Source organism: Psychrobacillus sp. MER TA 171 (genome assembly GCF_023713305.1).
In the GTDB taxonomy this organism is placed as follows: Bacteria; Bacillota; Bacilli; order Bacillales_A; family Planococcaceae; genus Psychrobacillus.
In genome coordinates this window covers 83,915-101,743 of the sequence record NZ_JAMAWN010000006.1, presented here as the reverse complement: position 1 = coordinate 101,743, position 17,829 = coordinate 83,915, and the positions used below count along the sequence as shown (strand labels likewise).

20 protein-coding genes, 1 pseudogene and 1 other annotated feature are annotated in these 17,829 nt (G+C 37.2%); of the genes and pseudogenes, 11 read left to right on the top strand and 10 right to left on the bottom strand.

Annotation, left to right across the window (positions count from 1 at the left end; all coding sequences use genetic code 11):
• Positions 1-129 precede the first annotated feature (129 nt).
• Positions 130-816 (bottom strand): TVP38/TMEM64 family protein, encoded by a 687-nt coding sequence (locus M3627_RS07865; protein ID WP_251553542.1) that lies wholly within the window; start codon positions 814-816, stop codon positions 130-132.
• Between the two features lie 133 nt (positions 817-949).
• Here M3627_RS07865 and M3627_RS07860 point away from each other — a divergent pair, with 133 nt between their 5' ends.
• Positions 950-1,687: a class I SAM-dependent methyltransferase gene (locus tag M3627_RS07860; RefSeq protein WP_251553541.1), complete on the top strand. Its 738-nt coding sequence runs from the start codon at positions 950-952 to the stop codon at positions 1,685-1,687.
• Here M3627_RS07860 and M3627_RS07855 read toward each other — a convergent pair whose 3' ends face one another.
• A complete protein-coding gene (locus M3627_RS07855) occupies positions 1,688-2,893 on the bottom strand; it encodes an MFS transporter (protein WP_251553540.1) in 1,206 nt (401 codons plus the stop codon).
• 62 nt (positions 2,894-2,955) lie between these two features.
• Positions 2,956-3,216, bottom strand: a binding site (T-box leader).
• Between the two features lie 86 nt (positions 3,217-3,302).
• On the opposite strand from M3627_RS07855, the pseudogene M3627_RS07850 reads away from it, so the two are divergent.
• The 4 genes and pseudogenes from M3627_RS07850 to M3627_RS07835 all read left to right on the top strand — a co-directional run bounded on the left by M3627_RS07850 (position 3,303) and on the right by M3627_RS07835 (position 9,083).
• Positions 3,303-4,565: pseudogene (locus M3627_RS07850) on the top strand (erythromycin esterase family protein).
• Positions 4,566-4,720: 155 nt separating this feature from the next.
• Entirely contained in the window at positions 4,721-6,205 is a 1,485-nt protein-coding gene (dacB, locus tag M3627_RS07845; protein ID WP_251553539.1) for a D-alanyl-D-alanine carboxypeptidase/D-alanyl-D-alanine endopeptidase, read from the top strand.
• Between the two features lie 104 nt (positions 6,206-6,309).
• Positions 6,310-6,900, top strand: a complete 591-nt coding sequence (locus tag M3627_RS07840) for a TetR/AcrR family transcriptional regulator (protein WP_251553538.1) — start codon at positions 6,310-6,312, stop codon at positions 6,898-6,900.
• Between the two features lie 86 nt (positions 6,901-6,986).
• Positions 6,987-9,083, top strand: a complete 2,097-nt coding sequence (locus M3627_RS07835; protein WP_251553537.1) for an MMPL family transporter — start codon at positions 6,987-6,989, stop codon at positions 9,081-9,083.
• Between the two features lie 101 nt (positions 9,084-9,184).
• On the opposite strand, the gene M3627_RS07830 is transcribed toward M3627_RS07835, so the two are convergent.
• From M3627_RS07830 to M3627_RS07810, 5 genes are all read right to left on the bottom strand, one after another.
• Positions 9,185-9,913 (bottom strand): polysaccharide deacetylase family protein, encoded by a 729-nt coding sequence (locus tag M3627_RS07830; protein WP_169359041.1) that lies wholly within the window; start codon positions 9,911-9,913, stop codon positions 9,185-9,187.
• A 246-nt stretch (positions 9,914-10,159) separates the two neighbouring features.
• Entirely contained in the window at positions 10,160-10,729 is a 570-nt protein-coding gene (locus tag M3627_RS07825; protein ID WP_169359040.1) for a manganese catalase family protein, read from the bottom strand.
• Positions 10,730-10,742: 13 nt separating this feature from the next.
• On the bottom strand, positions 10,743-11,009 hold the full coding sequence (locus M3627_RS07820) for a spore coat protein CotJB (protein WP_169359039.1): 267 nt from the start codon (positions 11,007-11,009) through the stop codon (positions 10,743-10,745).
• On the bottom strand, positions 11,006-11,224 hold the full coding sequence (locus tag M3627_RS07815) for a hypothetical protein (protein ID WP_169359038.1): 219 nt from the start codon (positions 11,222-11,224) through the stop codon (positions 11,006-11,008). The genes M3627_RS07820 and M3627_RS07815 overlap by 4 nt, the downstream gene beginning before the upstream one ends.
• A gap of 229 nt (positions 11,225-11,453) precedes the next feature.
• Positions 11,454-12,359, bottom strand: a complete 906-nt coding sequence (locus M3627_RS07810) for an AEC family transporter (RefSeq protein ID WP_169359037.1) — start codon at positions 12,357-12,359, stop codon at positions 11,454-11,456.
• A gap of 227 nt (positions 12,360-12,586) precedes the next feature.
• Between M3627_RS07810 and M3627_RS07805 the strand changes: the two genes are divergently transcribed.
• On the top strand, positions 12,587-13,006 hold the full coding sequence (locus M3627_RS07805; protein ID WP_251553536.1) for a MarR family winged helix-turn-helix transcriptional regulator: 420 nt from the start codon (positions 12,587-12,589) through the stop codon (positions 13,004-13,006).
• The gene (locus tag M3627_RS07800; RefSeq protein WP_169359036.1) at positions 12,994-13,341 is read left to right on the top strand and encodes a DUF3147 family protein; all 348 of its coding nucleotides are present in this window, start codon (positions 12,994-12,996) and stop codon (positions 13,339-13,341) included. The genes M3627_RS07805 and M3627_RS07800 overlap by 13 nt, the downstream gene beginning before the upstream one ends.
• Positions 13,342-13,367: 26 nt before the next feature.
• Here M3627_RS07800 and M3627_RS07795 read toward each other — a convergent pair whose 3' ends face one another.
• Positions 13,368-14,060, bottom strand: a complete 693-nt coding sequence (locus M3627_RS07795) for a Crp/Fnr family transcriptional regulator (RefSeq protein ID WP_169359035.1) — start codon at positions 14,058-14,060, stop codon at positions 13,368-13,370.
• A gap of 81 nt (positions 14,061-14,141) precedes the next feature.
• On the opposite strand from M3627_RS07795, the gene M3627_RS07790 reads away from it, so the two are divergent.
• From M3627_RS07790 to M3627_RS07775, 4 genes are all read left to right on the top strand, one after another.
• Complete coding sequence (locus M3627_RS07790; RefSeq protein WP_169359034.1) at positions 14,142-14,891, top strand: HAD-IIB family hydrolase; 750 nt, start codon at positions 14,142-14,144, stop codon at positions 14,889-14,891.
• Positions 14,892-14,997: 106 nt separating this feature from the next.
• The gene (locus M3627_RS07785) at positions 14,998-15,198 is read left to right on the top strand and encodes a helix-turn-helix transcriptional regulator (RefSeq protein WP_251553623.1); all 201 of its coding nucleotides are present in this window, start codon (positions 14,998-15,000) and stop codon (positions 15,196-15,198) included.
• Positions 15,198-15,896, top strand: a complete 699-nt coding sequence (locus M3627_RS07780) for a DUF3169 family protein (RefSeq protein WP_251553535.1) — start codon at positions 15,198-15,200, stop codon at positions 15,894-15,896. The genes M3627_RS07785 and M3627_RS07780 overlap by 1 nt, the downstream gene beginning before the upstream one ends.
• A 14-nt stretch (positions 15,897-15,910) precedes the next feature.
• Positions 15,911-16,093 carry a DUF6019 family protein gene (locus M3627_RS07775; RefSeq protein ID WP_251553534.1) on the top strand — a complete coding sequence of 61 codons (183 nt, stop codon included), beginning with the start codon at positions 15,911-15,913 and terminating at the stop codon, positions 16,091-16,093.
• A gap of 139 nt (positions 16,094-16,232) precedes the next feature.
• Here the strand turns inward: M3627_RS07775 and M3627_RS07770 are convergent, their stop codons facing one another.
• Together M3627_RS07770 and M3627_RS07765 are read right to left on the bottom strand one after the other, a co-directional pair.
• Positions 16,233-16,532 carry a hypothetical protein gene (locus M3627_RS07770; RefSeq protein ID WP_251553533.1) on the bottom strand — a complete coding sequence of 100 codons (300 nt, stop codon included), beginning with the start codon at positions 16,530-16,532 and terminating at the stop codon, positions 16,233-16,235.
• Positions 16,533-16,632: 100 nt separating this feature from the next.
• Positions 16,633-17,739, bottom strand: coding sequence for a 5-methyltetrahydropteroyltriglutamate--homocysteine S-methyltransferase (locus tag M3627_RS07765; protein WP_251553532.1), 1,107 nt, complete (start codon positions 17,737-17,739; stop codon positions 16,633-16,635).
• Positions 17,740-17,829: the final 90 nt, after the last annotated feature.

Below are 17,829 nucleotides of genomic sequence, written 5' to 3'. Positions count from 1 at the left end.
GGAGAGCCATTTTGTCTCGGCTTTGTAATAAAGCAGTTTCTATTGCAGCACAAGGAAAATAAATAAGAGGATGGTCTCAGGAAATAGGAGGGACCATCCTCAAGTGATGCATATATATTGGTGGCTAAGTTATTTTACGTTTTCAGAATCCGAAACAGGCTTACGTTTATGTTTAATGAGTTTTATAACGTAATAAAGAGCAATAGTCACAAAAATAATGCTTAGAATCAAATATTCATCTAAATCAGAGGATAAGATGCCAGCAGGGATTAATGCAAGGATAAAGAAGTATATGAAGTTGCCAAAAGTAGTAGCAATTGTAAAAGGCAAAATTCGGATCGTACTAAGTCCAGCTAAAATATTTACGAGGCTAGTTGGGACAAAAGGAAAGAGTCTTGCTTGGAATACGTAAGCAAAGCCATTTGCATCTACTTTTTCGATTATTTTCGCATCAAACTTATGAATAATCATGCTTTGGAATATGTAGCGAACGCCATAAAAAACGATAATAGAAGCGAGAACACTAGTAAACCAGCTCCATAAAAAGCCATTTACAAAACCAAACAATGCAATATTTATAGTAATTACTAATATTAGCGGAAAAACAGTAAAAGAGTTTTGTATCACCATGACCAATGCCATAAAAAACAATGCATAAGCAATATTTTTATCTAGAAATGTTTTGGCTTTATCTACATCTCCATCTAAAAGGATACTAATTAGGTCTTGGTTTATTAAGAAAAAGAATAAAAGGAACAGAAATCCACCGATTAAGATCCATTGTTTTTTGGAGAGAGTAGTTTTCTTTTTTTTCATAACTCACCTGTTCTTTCTAACTCGAAGTGCTGATATTTTATTCTTTTATGGTATCATTCTTTGCCTATTCTCAACACTTTGATGCATCGCTATATTACTATAACTATAACTATAACTAAATGGAGGTTACTTAATGTCACATAAAGGATTTAACGCCTACAACCAAGAACAATTTTTCACGAATTACTTTAAGAGGAGAGACCGTTCGGACAGCCCGAATAATGCGATTGAAGGACCGATGATTTTTGAAATGCTAGGAGATATTACTGGTAATTCCATACTAGATTTAGGTTGTGGTGATGGCTCATTTGGTAAGGATTTGATACAGAATGGAGCTACTGAATATATAGGTGTGGAAGGCTCCGAAAAAATGGTGGAAGCAGCCAAAGTGAATTTAAAGACGTTAAATGGCAAGGTGATTAAGGATACAATGGAGTCATATCCTTACCCAGCCAAAGCGTACGACATAGTGACTTCTAGGTTTGCTATACATTATGTGTCAGATATAAATCAGCTATTCGACTCTATACATAAAAGTTTAAAGGATAATGGTAAATTCATATTTAGTGTCCAGCATCCTCTCACGACTTCTTCCTTTTTAAGCAAGCAATCTGGAGAGAAACGTGAGAATTGGATAGTGGACAATTATTTTCTAGATGGAGAAAGAGAAGAACCTTGGATCGATCACATAGTCGTAAAATTTCACCGTACAATTGAGCAATACTTTACAGCATTACGAGACAATGGCTTTACTATTTTAGAATTGCGTGAAGGTACTCCTAAACGTCAACACTTTTCTAGTGAAGAAGAATTTAAACGAAGACAAAGAATTCCTGTGGTATTAGCCTTTGCGTGTGAAAAAAGTAAATAGTCAAAGGGCTTCAAAACCTCTTGTTTTAGATATTCTCCATGTAATAAGGATTAAATAACATGAACCAAGTAGCATGAGAATGGAGCCGCCTATGACCACTACTTTGACGGATACCAAGCTAGCAACTAGTCCGAATAGAAGAACTGCTACTATTTGAACAAAACTAGAAATAATCTCATATAAACTAGTGATGCGTCCCATCATATTAGAATGAATTCGTGATTGGATATATGTCATAAAACCAGTATTGGCGATGGAAAGACTGAATGATAATGCGAAAAACCCAATACTTGCTGCAAAATAGGAAGTTGAGAGACTATAAATAAAATATCCACTTGCTACAAAAAACGTCCCTATACCCATCATTGCTTTAGGCGAAAGAAACCTTACTAACAAATTTGTACATATTGCACCTAGTAGAAATCCCAGTCCAGCTATACTAACAAGGGATCCATAGGCAGCATCCGTCAATAAGAGCACCTCCTTTGCAAAAGCAACTTCTGTGGAATCTAATGCTGCAGTTACTAGCATCGTCCCTTGGAAGGTCATATAAATGAAGAAAAAGGACAAGTATTTTTTACTGAAGTTCCAAACAGCATACCAATCTTCTCGCACCTCCTTTACGTGGAGGTGTTTTTTCACCTCAGGAATCGTATTGAGTATATTGGGCAGGAATATAGTCCATATACCGCAGCAAATAAAGATTAACACATTTATAACTAATGAAAATTCAAGTGGTGCAAGCATAAATAATATACCTGCCAGAAAAGGTCCTGTCACAAAGGCACCCGAATGAACAAAGGTTAACACAGCATTAAACTTGTTTCGATCCTCTTCTGGTAACAATAAAGTCATATAAGTAAATGAGCTTGTTTCAAATATGGCACCTGCCATTTGTATAAATAACACCATCAAATAGATAACCCATAAGGAATCTACAAAAAGCAGAGAGCCTACGAGAATAGCCCGGATAATATCTAAAAATATCATCAAATGCTTAGTAGAAACACGGTCAATCATACTTCCAGCCCAAGGTCCAATTAACATACTAGCGAAGGGTTTAATTATATATAATCCAGTTACAGCTAATACAGACCCTGTTTTGTCCAAAATAATTAGATTAAGGGCAAGTAAATAAATCCACCCTCCAATGTTAGCTAGTCCGACTACACCTAAATAAAGAGCTCTAACTTTCCGCTTATTCATTTATATTCCTCCCGACATGTTTATTACTACAAATAAAAAAATCCCACCCCCAAGACGATTGTCTTGGGGACGAGATTAACATGTCGTGGTGCCACCCCAGTTTGCCCCATTGTCACCAAAGGAGCCTTTTCAAGTACGGCATAGAAAATGCTTATACTTTAGCTCTATAACAGGAGCACCCGTCACATCATACCCCGTTTTATACGAGTCCTATGTGAAGCTCAGAGGCTTGTTTCAGTAATTCCTTCTACATCCCTTTTCAGCTACCAGGACTCTCTTTTGGAAGACTTTAAATTACTTACTCTTCTCTTCATCGCATTTAATTTACAATATCATACCATATATTTGGTTAATTTCTAGCTCGGCATATAAAATAGAATAAAAATAATTTAGATTACTCAAACTTTACATGAGAGGAGTGCAATTATTGAAGAAATTAAAGGAGTCTATTCAGCAATTTGCGTTGCCGATGTCCACGGATGAAGATTTAAATCCTTTATTAGAGGCAATTGGGGGAGCTAACATTGTTTTACTTGGCGAGGCGAGTCATGGTACCTCGGAGTTTTATAAGGTAAGAGCTGAAATTTCCAAAAGATTAATAAAGGAAAAGGGTTTTACTTTAATAGCGGTGGAGGGAGATTGGCCATCCACACAGCACATTAATCGATTCATAAAGGGTTATAGTAAGTACTCGGATGCTAAAGAAATGCTTAAGGCTGCATTTGAGCGTTGGCCAACCTGGATGTGGGCCAACGAAGAAATTGCTGAATTTTCTACATGGTTAAAGGATTATAATGGCCATAAGGAAGATAAAATTGGCTTTTATGGAATCGATGTATATAGCCTATGGGAATCGTTGGATGAGGTTATTCGATATTTAAAGGAAACTGATCCAAACGGAACGGAATTACAATTTGCACAAAGAGCTATTTCTTGCTTTGAACCATTTAATCGCCATCCGGAAACATACGCACTTTCCACGTTAGACATCTCGGAGGCGTGCATAGAAGAGGTATCAAAGCTTATCAAGTCCATCAGAGAACACGAAGATAACTTTAAAGACGAAGAAGAAAATGACTTAAATTTGAAGATAAACGCTTTAGTGGCCCAAAATGCAGAGGAATATTACCGAGCAATGGTTCGAAGTGATGATCTATCATGGAATGTCCGAGATGAGCATATGGTAGAGGCCATTAATGAAATAATGGATTACCATGGAAAAGATGCAAAAATCATTATTTGGGAGCATAATACGCATATTGGTGATGCGTCAGCTACAGATATGAAGGATGCAGGTATGTTGAATGTTGGACAAATCCTTCGTCTTTAAAATAGAAGAGACAATGTATTTGCGTTAGGCTTTGGTACTCATTCAGGAACAGTAATAGCTGCAGATGAATGGGACACCCCCTACAAAAAAGAAAAAGTTCCTCCAGCGAGGAAGGATTCCTGGGAGGATGTGCTCCACGATGCTGGAGGTGGAGACAAGCTATTACTCTTTAATAAAGATAATCGTGCTCTGTTCAATGAGTGGATAGGTCATCGAGCCATAGGAGTCGTTTATAATCCCTCTTTTGAGGCCTATGGTAATTACGTTCCTTCTAAAATAAGTGAAAGATATGATGCGTTTATTTACTTAGAGCAAACTAATGCTTTAAAACCTTTAAAGTAGAAAGTTAGAAGAGGTGATAAGGTCAGTGACTTTACACCTCGTTTTATTTTGTAGTAGGAAAAAAGACAGGTTTTTAGAAATATATACAATTTGAACTTATTATTTTACTATTTCATGTTAAACTAACAAAAAATAGATAATTTGGAGGTAGAGAATTGAAGGCTTGCAGAAAAGTACTTATTACATTAGTAGCTATCATCTTAACAGGAAGCGCTATATTTGTACCTACTCCGTCCATTTCATCGGTTGAGGCTGCTTCAACCTATACTAGTTTAACGAATAAATTAAATACCATAATGGCAGACAATCGAATGAAAAATGCAACTTCCAGTATTACAGTTCGCAAGGCTTCTACAGGAGAAATCATCTATGAACGCAATGGAAATAAAGGAATTACTCCTGCATCGTCCTTAAAGCTATTGACCGGAGCTACAGCGTTAGAAACTTTGGGAGAGGATTTCCGGTTTTCTACTGCTGTATTAACGAATGGAAAGGTAAGTAAGGGTACCTTGAATGGTAATCTCTATCTTAAAGGGCAAGGGGATCCGACTTTATTAAAAAGCCATTTTGACAATTTTGCCGCAGGACTTTCCAAACAAGGTATTAAGCATATATCAGGTAACCTAATTGGAGATGATACATGGTATGACAGCGTTGGATTGTCCTCGGGGATTATGGCGGAGGACGTGCCTTATTATTATGCTGCCCCTATTTCGGCATTGACCTTATCTCCAAATGGAGATTTTGATGCAGGGTCTGTCATTGTGGAAGCTAAACCGACAAGCAATGGAAAAGCAGCCAGAGTAACGCTATCTCCGAATACAAATGTACTAAAGGTAGTCAATAAATCTAAGACAGTTCCAAAAGGAAGTAAAAACACGTTGAAAATCACTCGTGAGGTTGGAACAAACAAAGTCATTATTACTGGAAACTCTCCTATAGGAACTTCTGGATCCAAGGAATGGATTGCCGTCACAGATCCAACGATGTATGCACTGGACATTTTCAAAAGATCCTTAGCAGAGAAGGGGATTACCCTTGGGAAATCTAGTAAATTAGTGAAAGGGAAAACACCAGCTACCGCTAAGACCCTCCTTACAAGAAAGTCACAACCTTTAAAGGATTTAATCATTCCATTCATGAAGCTGAGCAACAATGTACACGCTGAGATTTTAGCGAAGGAAATGGGAAAAAAGGTTTATGGTGAAGGAAGCTGGGATGCAGGACTTCAAGTCATGCGAGATTATGCTTTCTCTGTTGGTATAGACACTTCCCAATGGAAGTTCGAGGATGCTTCTGGACTATCCTACTCCAACAAAATTACATCAAGAGAGCTTTCACAATTATTGTATGTAATCAGAAAAGAGCCTTGGTACAACACTTATTATAAGAGTCTGCCTATCGCTGGATCTAAAGATCGCTACGTTGGTGGTACACTGCGCCACAGACTAGGAACAGCACCAGCTGCTGGAAACGTAATGGCGAAAACCGGGAGCCTTAAAAACATTAAAGCACTTGCAGGCTATGCGAAAACAAAGGACGGAGAGCTACTCATATTCACAGTCCTTACAGAAGACAATAAAGCGAGCACCGTACCTTCTATTGACCAAATAGCAACTGCCATAACAAACCACAAATAAAACAATGACAGTAATGTTACGGGTGCCAGGCACCTGTAACATTGCTGTCATTTTGTGTAGGTTGGTTTTTGTAATATAATGAGTGGGATAGTGAGGTGTTGGATATGGCTCGTGAAAGAAAATTTACTGATGAGCATTTGTTTAAGGAAACAAAGGAATTAATTATTCATGATGGCTATGAGGCTTTTACGTTTAGTAAGCTGGCTTCACGTCTGGGTGTTTCAAGAGGAAGTCTCTATAAATATTATGATAATAAGGATGAGTTAATTTCTGAGTTTCTAATGTATGAGATGGCTAGGTTTTTATCGGATTTTGATAAGTTGAATAAAAGTTCTGATTTCCAAACTCAGTTTAATGAGCTGATTGATTTTATTTTTGCGCATAATAATATTTACGAGATACTGGATATCATTGGTCAAATTCCTGCACCGACGACAAAACGGGCATTGAATAATAAATCTAGAATAAGCGAATACTATATTAGTATGTACCAGCAATTTGAAGGGTTTATTGAACTAGGGAGAAAAGAAGGTCTTATTAAGGAGCATTTGCCTACAGCAGTTTTACTTGGGATGATCTTTCAAATTATCGCAATCCCCAACCATTTTAATATTCCTGAAGGCGAGTGGGTGGCTTCTATTAAGGAAATCTTGAGCAGTGGAATGTTCAAGGTCGATTCATTGACAGGAAAATGATAGAAAAGGATAATGAAAAAGTAAAATGTTTTTTTATCCAAAGTGACACTAGTGTCACTTAATAAACCAAGTAGGGAGTGGAATTGTTGAAAAAGTTATTAGGAAGTGTCACTGATTTTGTAGCCACTAAAAAGGGTATGTGGATTACAATCGGTGCATGGATAGCGATTATGGTCTTACTAACAATATTTGCACCTGGAGCGGGAGACCATAAAGTATCAAGCGTCACGTCTCTTCCTGAGGATGTTCAATCCGTAGTGGCTCAAAAGCATATTGACGAGCACTTTAAGGATGCAGAAAGTCTTCCAGCTATTTTAGTACTACAATCCAAGGATACAGAAATTGATGTAAAAGCCCTTGGAGAAGCATTAGATAAAGTAAGTGCAGCAAATATTAAAGGTGTAAAGGAAGTTGTTCCTTTTAGCAGCCTGCCACCTCAGGCTCTAGCTGGTTTCTTCTCAGAGGACCAAAAGACAGCCGTTGTTCCGTTAAATTTTATAACCTCTTTAGAAACTGCTGAATTAGAAAAATCACTAGAAGAAATAAGAGATATAGTTTTGGAAGATACGGGAGCAGATGTTTATATTACTGGCCCAGCTGGTATTGCGGTAGACACGACTAATTTGTTTGAAAGAGCAGATTTAGTATTGATTTTAGCTACTGTTGGTATCATTTTAATTCTATTAATCGTCATTTATCGATCTCCTTTATTAGCAATTATTCCATTATTGGCTGCAGGGATTGTATATCAGGTAGTTAATCAATTGTTAGGTATTCTCGGAGCAGGAGGTCTAGATTTAGCAGCTCAGTCATTATCTATTATGTCTATTCTATTGTTTGCAGCTACCATTGATTATTCTTTATTTGTTTTCTCTCGTTATCGTGAGGAACTGAAGAATTATGAGAGTAAGTTCGATTCGATGAAGTGGGCAATGAGAGAAACAGGAATACCTGTATTCTTTGCAGGTGGTACTGTTCTTGCAGCAATGCTAGTATTGTTCTTTGCCAGCTTCGGAGATTATAGAAACTTCGCTCCTATCTTTGGTACTACGATGTTTGTTATTATGTTTGCTTCTGTAACATTAATACCTGCATTGTTCACGTTATTTGGTCGCAAGTCGTTCTGGCCACGCATTCCTAAGTACGGTGAAGGGGAAGAGAAGGTCAGTAAACTATGGAGCAAAATTGGTGCATTCGTTGTAGGGAAACCAATTGTAGCGGCTCTAATCATACTTGTTATTTTAGTGGGATCTGCTTTAAACATGTTTAACCTTAAGTATGAGTTCGATACGATGAAGTCCTTCCCAGAGGATATGCCATCACGTATGGGCTATGAGATTATAGAGGAAGAGTTTGCGAAAGGTGATTTAGCACCAACAACTGTTCTTTTTGAATCAGAGGAAGAAGTAACGGAGGAAGTTCAAGCAAGTATTTTGGAGCAGCTTCAAAATCAAGAACTTGTAAACTCAGTACGTCCTACTGGTGTATCAGAGGATGGGTTAGCAGTGCAATACCAATTAACCTTTAAGGACAGTCCATATTCTACTGAATCAATGGATGCTCTCGAGAAAATGATAGAAGAGAAAGAGGATATTGTTTCTGCATTGGATGCTAATGGCGATCTTTATTTTGCAGGTGAGACAGCTGCTCAAGTGGATGATCGAGCAGTTAATGATCGTGATTTAATCATTATCGTTGTATTAGAAACGATCTTGATCTTCATTCTATTAATCGTGTTGACAAAGTCTATTAAAATGCCTATTTACATGATGGGAACCATTCTTTTATCATTCTTAGCTGCATTGGGCTTAGGAATGTTCTTATCTAACTTATTCTTTGATATTGATACTATCAGTAATCGAGTTCCATTGTATTCCTTTGTGTTCCTAGTTGCGCTTGGTATAGATTACAATATCATTTTAATATCTCGTTTTATGGAGGAACGTCAAAAGCATTCAGTAAAGGATGCTGTTCAAATTGCAGTTTCTCATACAGGAGGAGTAATTTCCTCTGCTGGGATTCTATTGGCAGCTACATTTGCTGTCTTAATGACTCAGCCAATTCAATTACTGTTCGTATTCGGCTTCATTGTTGCGGTAGGTATTATTCTCGATACCTTCTTAATTCGAGGTATTTTATTACCGGCTTTAATTGTCTTGTTTGAAAAGGATAAAAAAGAATAAGTAGAAATAATGAAAGCTTGAACCGTTAGGGATTCTAATGGTTCAAGCTTTTTACATGGATGGAGGAGTAAAAAAATCATCCTTACCCATACTATAGACACTTATGGATGCAAAGACATTGAGTGTATTTCAATAAGCTCTGAGACAGTTACAAACCGATATCCCTGACGCTGAAGCTCAGGAAGTATTTCTTCCAGTGCTTTAATAGTTTGAGAACGGTCCCCTCCAGAATCGTGGAATAAAACAATGTTGCCTGGCTTAACACCTGATAATACCTTTTTAACAATTTTCTTTGTACCTGGTCTTTTCCAATCCTCTGTATCCTGATGCCAAGACCACATAATTACTTTATAACCTTCATCAATCGCAGTATTAATAATTTTGTCATTATACTGGCCACCTACTGGCCGATAAAAAATGGGATAGGTTCCTGTTATTTTATGAATGATATCATTTGTCTTTTCTAATTCTTCCTTTAGCTTAGCTGGGGAAATAGTTAGTGGATGTGTATACGTATGGTTGGCAATCTCATGTTCATCTGTCCCCATTCTAGAAACAACCTCTGGATACTTCTCAACTCTTTCACCGATAACAAAAAAAGTTGCTTTTGCATCATATTTTTTTAATAAATCTAAAACCTGCGGTGTATATGTAGGATGGGGACCATCATCAAAGGTAAGGGCGATCACCTTCTCGTCTGTTTTTATCTCCCACATAACATATCCCTTCTCTTCGTAATAAGGTCGCCCCTTATCCATGGCGGAGGTAGTATAACCAATGCCAAAAAGCACAAGGAATATTACTCCAATTTTAATGACAAGTGACTTCATTTATATTCCTCCTTGTAGCATATTTGGCGGAAGTATTATTTAAGTTATTGTTGCCCTAGCAAATAAGAATATACCAGACCAAACACTCCCATTAAATGCAAGATGACTACAGGTACGATGATTTTATAATGCTTACAAGTTCGAGCGTTACATAATGATTACAGGTGCCAGGCACCTGTAATCATTATGTAACCTAAATAGAAAAAGCTTGGGAACTAGATTTGACTAGTCACCAAGCATTTCTATTTAGAATATTTTTTTCTGGTCTCTTTCCTCTATAAGTAGCTCTACCGATTCTCTAAATCTTAAGGAGTGAATATTTTCCCTTTCTCTAAGGAAACGAAGAGCATCACTTACACCTGGATCATCACAAATGTCGATTAACCATTGATAGGTGGCACGAGCTTTTTCTTCTGCGGCAATATCCTCATATAAGTCTGCAATTGGGTCACCCTTAGATTGAATGTATGCAGCGGTAAAAGGAACGTTACCAGCATTTTCATAGAATAAAGAATGTCCATGATTAACAAAATGAGGTCCAAGGCCAGCTTTTTCTAATTGCTCAGGAGTTGCATCCTTAGTTAATTTATAAATCATGGTAGCAAGCATTTCTAGGTGAGAAAACTCTTCTGTTGAAATGTCGGTAAGAATTCCAATTACTTTATCAGGAACCGTGTATCGCTGGTTCATATAGCGCAAAGCAGCGGCGAGCTCTCCATCGGCTCCACCGTACTGTTCCATAAGATATCTAGCAAGCATTGGGTTGCATGTCGTAACTTCTACAGGATAAAGCAGTTTTTTCTCATAAACCCACATTAGTTTTCTCCTTTCAAATTTGCCATGGCCATGGAGTAGAGTTCCAGCGCCAGCCAACATCTAATGCTTGCTTGGAGGGAGTAGTCATTAATGAAAGCGGACCATACTGAGCTTCATATTTCTTCCTTACTGCAGCTGCATTTTTTATAGCCATACGCCATTGCTCCAAAGCATCTAAATCATCTGGATGTGTATCGGTGTAGAGAGTCAGCTCTACGACAACAAAATCCATTTGCTGTACTTGTTTTAATAGATTCCACTGGTGATCGCTGGATGTCATGATATTCCCTCCTCCCTATAAAATCCGTCGACAAACTGTGGCCATAAAGAGCCTTGCATTAATGCATCTGCTGGTGTATTTTGCGGTAATCCTGGTTGTTGAAAATTAGTGAATAGCTGTGGAGGAAGCACAAACTTTCTAACTAAAATAGGGGGGCAAGGATCCCGTGGAGAAACGTATGGCTTATAACTACCCCGAAACTGCCAATTTTCCATCTTTAATCACTCCTTCAAACCAACCTATGTAAAAAAAAATGAAATAAGACTAGAGGGACAACCCAAAAAACAATTTTTAATAACCACTGCAGGTCTCGGTGAGGCAAGGGATATAAAAAATGTTACAGGTGCCTGGCACCTGTAACATTCTCGATTCTTTAGATACTTTTACAAAAAAGACCACCTAAGAAAGGTAGTCGGTAAACGGGCTTTAGAAAAGCTTTAGAATTTAAATTCCGAGAAAAAACAAAACGAATGGAATGGTAAGGATACTGAGAATAGTAGTTATAAAGGTTGTAAAGGATACTAAATCTGGTTCAGTTCCAAATTGTAAAGAAAGCATCGTGGTGTTTGCAGCTGTTGGCATGGCAGCTTGAATGATAAAAACCGTTTTAAGTAAGTCATTTACCGGTAGAAAAAACATAATGGCTGCTGCCAGTAAAGGTGAAACAAACATTCGAACAACCGTTGCTGTCGTAACAAATCGATATGCAACTTTTTTTCTTGAGATTACTGCCAATTGCATACCGAGCACAAGCATGACGGTCGGAATAGAAGCATCTGCAGCTAGTCCCACACCTTCCATTACGGACTGAGGCACAGTCACATGTAGCACTTGAAGGAGAACTCCCAGTAAGGATGCATAAACTAATGGCATTCTTAAAACCTTATGTACAGCCTGCTGCCAGGTAGCTTTCTCCTCTCCACCTAAAGAGGCAAAAAAGATTCCAATGGTGTTCATGATCAAACCGTGGAAAACCATTATCACAACAGCATAATCAAATCCAACAGCCCCTAAAGCAAAGAGAACAACTGGTGCTCCGTAGTTCCCGCTATTAGGAAAAACACTCCCTAAAATTAATGCTGCTAACTGAGGACGAGTAGTCTGCATAAAAAGCGAAGAAAGCCACACGACTCCCAATAAGCAAAAGGTTAAAAGGAGACATGCTCCTAGAATATATACATAATCAATCGACAACTCATGCGTATAAAACGTACGAAATGCTAAGAAAGGAGACATAAGATAAAGCGCAGCAGAAGAAATAGATTTAATATCAAACCCTATCAACCTCTGTCCTATAAAACCAATAAAAAAGATAATAAAAACCGGCAAAATAATCAGCAATAAATCCATCCAAACCCACCCCTTAACCATATCTTCAAATATTACAGGTGCCAGGCACTTGTAACATAAACAAAACAAAGACACAAAGTCAAAAACAAAGACAAAAAAACAAAAAACTAGTCCGGTATCCGTAATATATATAACTATATCATTTGTGGAATCTTTTTTCTGAAATAGTTTTACGGGTATGTTAAAATTATATCGTATTATACGATATAAAAATGGGGGAATAAAAAATGAGTATACAATCAAATCAGCTAAATGAATATTGGACTGACATTTATTTTTATTTACATTATCCACATGTGGATAAAATAACTCATCAAGCAGTACGAATACTTCAACTTCTGGATAAACATTCGGATGCTGGAATTAATGAGGTAGCAAAGGTTTTAAAGATTTCACATAACACGGCCTCCGAGCATGTTAAAAGGCTAATTGAGAAAAATTACATAGTTAAAGAGAAAAGTGGAGAGGACCAAAGAAGAGTTAACCTTCGCTTAACGGAATTAGGATCCGATGTTTTATATCGAAACACAAGTCTGGATGATCAAAAATTATCGAAAGCCTTAGATCAACTCTCGCAGGAAGAAAAAATAATAATTGAAAAAGCATTTCAAACCTTAAGTGAGGTAGCAAAAAAATGTACATTTTAATGAAGGTTATTATATCCGCTATTATCATAGCTATGGTAACGGAGATTTCGAGGAGATTCCCCACCTATGGAGGTATTATTGCAGCATTGCCTTTAGTGAGCTTGCTTAGTATTGTTTGGTTGTATGTTCAAGGAGAGCAATCCTCTACGCTGAGCAAGTTCGCTTTAGGAGTGCTTTGGGGATTCCCAGCTACCGCTGTAATGCTACTGATTGTATATCTGGCATTACAAAATTCGTTGCATCTTTTTGTTTCCATTTTGCTAGGGATTGCTGGGTGGCTGTTCTTCTTATACATACAAGAAACCGTGGTTACTTACATTAAGCACATCGTCTAATGAGAGGCTGGTGTTAAACCAGCCCCTCATTCATATCGAACACCATTAGAAAGAACTGCTAATATACCCCAATCTAATACTATAAAAGTTTTGTTTTCTTTTACAATTATTTTTTTCTTTATGAATGAATGGATTATACGATTTAAATGCCGTTGAGTTGTTCCAATAAGGGAGGCAATTTCCTCTGTTTGGTTGGTCGTTATCTCTCTACCAAAATGATTATGGTTATCTCTAGTAGTTAATAAGTAGCTTGCAAACCGAGCTTCTACTGTAGCTAACAAGTTTACTCTAGAAGCTGTTGTACACGTTTGTAGTTTATAGGCTAAATGCTTCGATAATTCCCTTAAAAATAAAGGATCCTCCATTAAATATAATTCTATCGTTTGCTTGTCTAAAAATAATAAAGAGGTTTCTTCTACTGCTTCCACCTGTGATTGTATTTCTACCTTTTGAAAGAGTTCTATATCTCCAAAAATTGCTTGAGGATGACAAAAGCGTAATAATAATGATTTTCCATTTTCTAAGCTAGTGGTGACCTTTGTCTTACCACTTACTTGAAAATAAATTCCATCCAATTCATCTTCTTCTTTAAGAATAACTTCACTGGGACTATAGGAACGAAGGTGAAAGGACAGATTTTGGAGAGACGTAACTTTCTCCTGCATATTAAATTGGGATAAATACTGATCAATGATTTCTAAGGTCTTGATAATTTTCATCTTTTCCTCCTTTTTGGACATATGTCCTTTTTTAATTATATAGCAAAGCGATATGATTATTTTATAGAGGGGGTTAATGAAATGAAGTTTATTTTTGATTTAGATGGAACGATATGCTTTCAAGGGAAGCCTTTATCTAATGCGATGGTACAGGCATTGGAAGAATTATTGGAAAAGGGGCATGAGGTAATTCTAGCCTCAGCAAGACCGATCCGAGATTTACTGCCGATACTTCCTAGGCATTTCTATCAGTTGCCTATGGTAGGAGGAAATGGAGCTTTTGTAGCCAAGGAGGGACAAATCATTTCAAGTACTCATTTTGATAAGCAAACATCGGAAAAAATTATTCAGCTCATAGAAAAATATAAAGCTCAGTACCTAGTGGACAGCGAGTGGGACTACGCCTATACAGGAGACGAAAACCATCCAATTAGGATGAATTTAGATACATTACAACAAGCTGAAAAAGTGGAATTACATAAGTTGAATAAAGTAGTAAAAGTAGTCATTTTACATAGCAACAATCAAGAAAACCTATTACATGAACTTAAACAGCTCCCAGTAGAAATTTGTAACCATGGCCGGGAAGGAATTTTAGATATAAGTCCATTGGGTGTTGATAAATGGAATGGACTCCAAAAGCTTGGAGTCCTAAGTAAGCAATTTATAGCATTCGGAAATGATGCAAATGATATTCCTATGTTTCTCCAGGCACAAAGCTCTGTTTGCATTGGAAATTATGAAGAGCTAATTAAGATTGCTACAGCACAGGTGGCAAATGAGGAAGCGCTTGTTTTGAATAAACTAAAAGAAATTGCAAAAGAATTGTAGACAAAAACACATTTGAATTAATTGACATTTTTTATAGTCATTTTGACAATTATAGTTGTCAAAATGACTATAATTGTATATATTGGAAGAGAGGAGGCGGGGAATGGTGAAAAGCCGTTTAAAGGAGTTAAGAGCAAGAGATGGACTCAATCAGACTGAACTAGCTAAGTTAGCTAGGATTTCTAGGCAAACTATTAGCTTAATAGAGCGAGAAGAATATATGCCTTCTATATTAATAGCTGTACGTATAGCTAGAATTTTTAATGAGCCTGTAGAAAATGTCTTTTTAATAGGGGAGGAAGAATAATGAAAAAGATGTTCACAACAATTGTTAGTTTACTGCTCGGAGGGGTAGCTGGTTTTACGATCACCTATGCTATCATGATGGGCAAAGATCAGGGTCGCGAGGCATGGGACCATCCTGTAAATCTGATTTTATATATTGTTTTGGCTATGATTCTAACTCTTTTAGTAATCGGTCTTGTGTTTATAAGGAAGATAAAAATAGTTAATTCCCAAACATTTGATGGGGAACAAGAGGATTTAATGGAAGAGTACAAATACAAAAAGGTCGCTGATTTGGGTATAGCTGCTAATATTTCACAGGTCTTATCTATATTAGCGGTTGCAGTTTCTATTCTAATGACAAACAATACAATTTTACAAATTGGTTTTATACTTTTGTTCATAGCTAGCTGGACCATTCCGATGTTTAGTGCAAATTTTATAAAGACAAGTTATCCAGAAAGAAACCTTCCGAGCATCCAATCAAAGGACTATGAGCAACGGCTTATGGACTCTATGGATGATGGGGAGAAGTACGTGACCTTACAAGGACTTTATAAATCGCATCGATTATTCAATCTGTTTATGCTCACTGGTATTAGTTTAGCTGTTGCATTTTCTTACTTTAGCGAGCAATCGCAAATTTTTTCTATAGCAGTAATGTGCTTAGTCTTGCTGGTAGTGAACACAAGCTATTTAGTAGTTGTACGCAATAAATAAGGGGGATTTTAAAAATGACAACCGGACAATTGCTTTTATGGATAATAGGTTTATCTATACTTTTATATTTTATTATCAAGTGGGGAGTAAAAAATGGGATTAATGAGTCTATGTTAGTCTCAGAGGAAGCTAGAAGGAAATATCGACAAGAACAAGAAGACAAGGTGCAAAGGTCCATAGACGATTTAAAGAACTAAGATTTCTTATTTCGGTAAGCCACCACCACAGAAATCCAAGCGGCTATGATGGCTTATCTTTTTATACTTGCTCGCTGTTTGTTTATTAAAATAAAAACTGATACCTGTCTATAAAATAAGACAAGTATCAGCAACTTAGTTATCCTGCATGGGACCATGTAGTAGGGGTTCCTGCTTTTGGGCAGTTTGGAAAAGTAGAGCCAGCCTCTAGGAAAGCTTCATCTCCATCTTCATCCACATAGCGACCGGATGTTAATACTTCCTGCCCTGAGCTGTGGGTATGACTTTCAGAGCGTTTCCAATACGTAACTACTTCTGTATCGGGACAGGAAGGGAATTTCGAACCCTTTTCTAAAGTTCTAGTTGTCCCAGACTCACACGTATAATTACCAGTTTCTTCTACGACATCATCTGTTGTATATTCATAAACTTTACTCATCAAACATTCCTCCCATATAGAACTGATATCTTATTTAAATAGATACCCTAACAGGCAAATGTAAAAACATTTCTACTAACGTTATCCACATGTGGGTAAGTCAGTTCCAGACATCCTTTGCTATTTGGACTACATGGCGAATTTTTGCCCATTGTTCCTCTTCAGTTAATATGTTTCCTTCCTCAGTAGAAGAAAATCCACATTGAGGACTTAAGCAAAGCTGTTCTTTTGGTACATATTTAGTAGCTTCTTCGATGCGAGCTTTAACTAATTCTTCTTCCTCTAGGTCCCCATGCTTAGAGGTAATCAGCCCTAGGACAATATTTAAATCCTTTCGATTAACATGTCGTAAAGGCTCAAAACCACCAGAGCGCTCATCGTCAAATTCTAAAAATAAACCATCCACATGTAATCCACCGAATATAGTTTCTGAAACTAACTCATAGCTTCCGCTTGTGATATAAGTGGATCGGAAATTTCCCCGACAAATATGCATGGTCACTAGCATATCGGCTGGTCTTTTAGAAATAGACTCATTAATAGCCCTTGCAGAAAGGGATAAGGCTTGCTCTAGCGATAACCCCCTGTCCTTTAAGGAAGCGAGGCCTTCCTCGGAAAAGGAGGTAGCCCATGAAGTATCATCAATTTGAAGATAACGACAGCCTTCATCATAGATTGCTTGGATAAACCCTTGATAAGCTGTGATTAAGTCAGAAAATAATTCCTCATCATTGTTATACACACCTTCCTCAATTGCAGCTCGGTAATAAAGCATGTTCGGACTAGGAATAGTAAATTTTACAACAGCATCCCCAGCTGCTTCTTTTAAAAACTTGAAATGCTCAATCATGTAATGGGTACTAAAGCCAATCTTTCCTGTCACCTTAATACCATGCGCTTTTGTTTGCACCCCTTTAAATGATAGTCCTTGATCGGTTTCATAAAATTCCACGCCATCTAGTCCGCTTAAAAAATCGAAATGCCACCATTTTCGACGAAATTCTCCATCTGTGATAGAAAGTAATCCAGCTTCCTTCTGTTTTTCTATGAGTTTAATAATCTCTTCATTTTCCACTTGAGTTAGCTGCTCTTGGGAAATTTCTTTTTGTTCAAATTGAGCCCTTGCTTGCTTTAAACGTTCCGGTCTCAGGAAGCTTCCAACGTGATCTGCTTTGAAAGGTGCTTTTACAAGTAATTGATTTGTCATATTAAATTCCTACCTTCTATTTATATTATGTTGCGATTACTACTGTCTATAAAATCAAATAAAAAGAGGGCTCGCTTCATAAGAAGAGAA

Bases quoted from the DNA above. Each gene is read 5' to 3' on its own strand.
- M3627_RS07860 (WP_251553541.1), top strand. From the start codon at position 950: ATGTCACATAAAGGATTTAACGCCTACAACCAAGAACAATTTTTCACG.
- M3627_RS07825 (WP_169359040.1), bottom strand. From the start codon at position 10,729: ATGTGGGTTTATGAGAAAAAACTGCTTTATCCTGTAGAAGTTACGACA.
- M3627_RS07770 (WP_251553533.1), bottom strand. From the start codon at position 16,532: ATGAGTAAAGTTTATGAATATACAACAGATGATGTCGTAGAAGAAACT.
- M3627_RS07815 (WP_169359038.1), bottom strand. From the start codon at position 11,224: ATGGAAAATTGGCAGTTTCGGGGTAGTTATAAGCCATACGTTTCTCCA.
- M3627_RS07805 (WP_251553536.1), top strand. From the start codon at position 12,587: ATGAGTATACAATCAAATCAGCTAAATGAATATTGGACTGACATTTAT.
- M3627_RS07830 (WP_169359041.1), bottom strand. From the start codon at position 9,913: ATGAAGTCACTTGTCATTAAAATTGGAGTAATATTCCTTGTGCTTTTT.
- M3627_RS07800 (WP_169359036.1), top strand. From the start codon at position 12,994: ATGTACATTTTAATGAAGGTTATTATATCCGCTATTATCATAGCTATG.
- M3627_RS07795 (WP_169359035.1), bottom strand. From the start codon at position 14,060: ATGAAAATTATCAAGACCTTAGAAATCATTGATCAGTATTTATCCCAA.
- M3627_RS07810 (WP_169359037.1), bottom strand. From the start codon at position 12,359: ATGGATTTATTGCTGATTATTTTGCCGGTTTTTATTATCTTTTTTATT.
- M3627_RS07775 (WP_251553534.1), top strand. From the start codon at position 15,911: ATGACAACCGGACAATTGCTTTTATGGATAATAGGTTTATCTATACTT.
- M3627_RS07780 (WP_251553535.1), top strand. From the start codon at position 15,198: ATGAAAAAGATGTTCACAACAATTGTTAGTTTACTGCTCGGAGGGGTA.
- M3627_RS07790 (WP_169359034.1), top strand. From the start codon at position 14,142: ATGAAGTTTATTTTTGATTTAGATGGAACGATATGCTTTCAAGGGAAG.
- M3627_RS07865 (WP_251553542.1), bottom strand. From the start codon at position 816: ATGAAAAAAAAGAAAACTACTCTCTCCAAAAAACAATGGATCTTAATC.
- M3627_RS07765 (WP_251553532.1), bottom strand. From the start codon at position 17,739: ATGACAAATCAATTACTTGTAAAAGCACCTTTCAAAGCAGATCACGTT.
- M3627_RS07855 (WP_251553540.1), bottom strand. From the start codon at position 2,893: ATGAATAAGCGGAAAGTTAGAGCTCTTTATTTAGGTGTAGTCGGACTA.
- M3627_RS07840 (WP_251553538.1), top strand. From the start codon at position 6,310: ATGGCTCGTGAAAGAAAATTTACTGATGAGCATTTGTTTAAGGAAACA.
- M3627_RS07820 (WP_169359039.1), bottom strand. From the start codon at position 11,009: ATGACATCCAGCGATCACCAGTGGAATCTATTAAAACAAGTACAGCAA.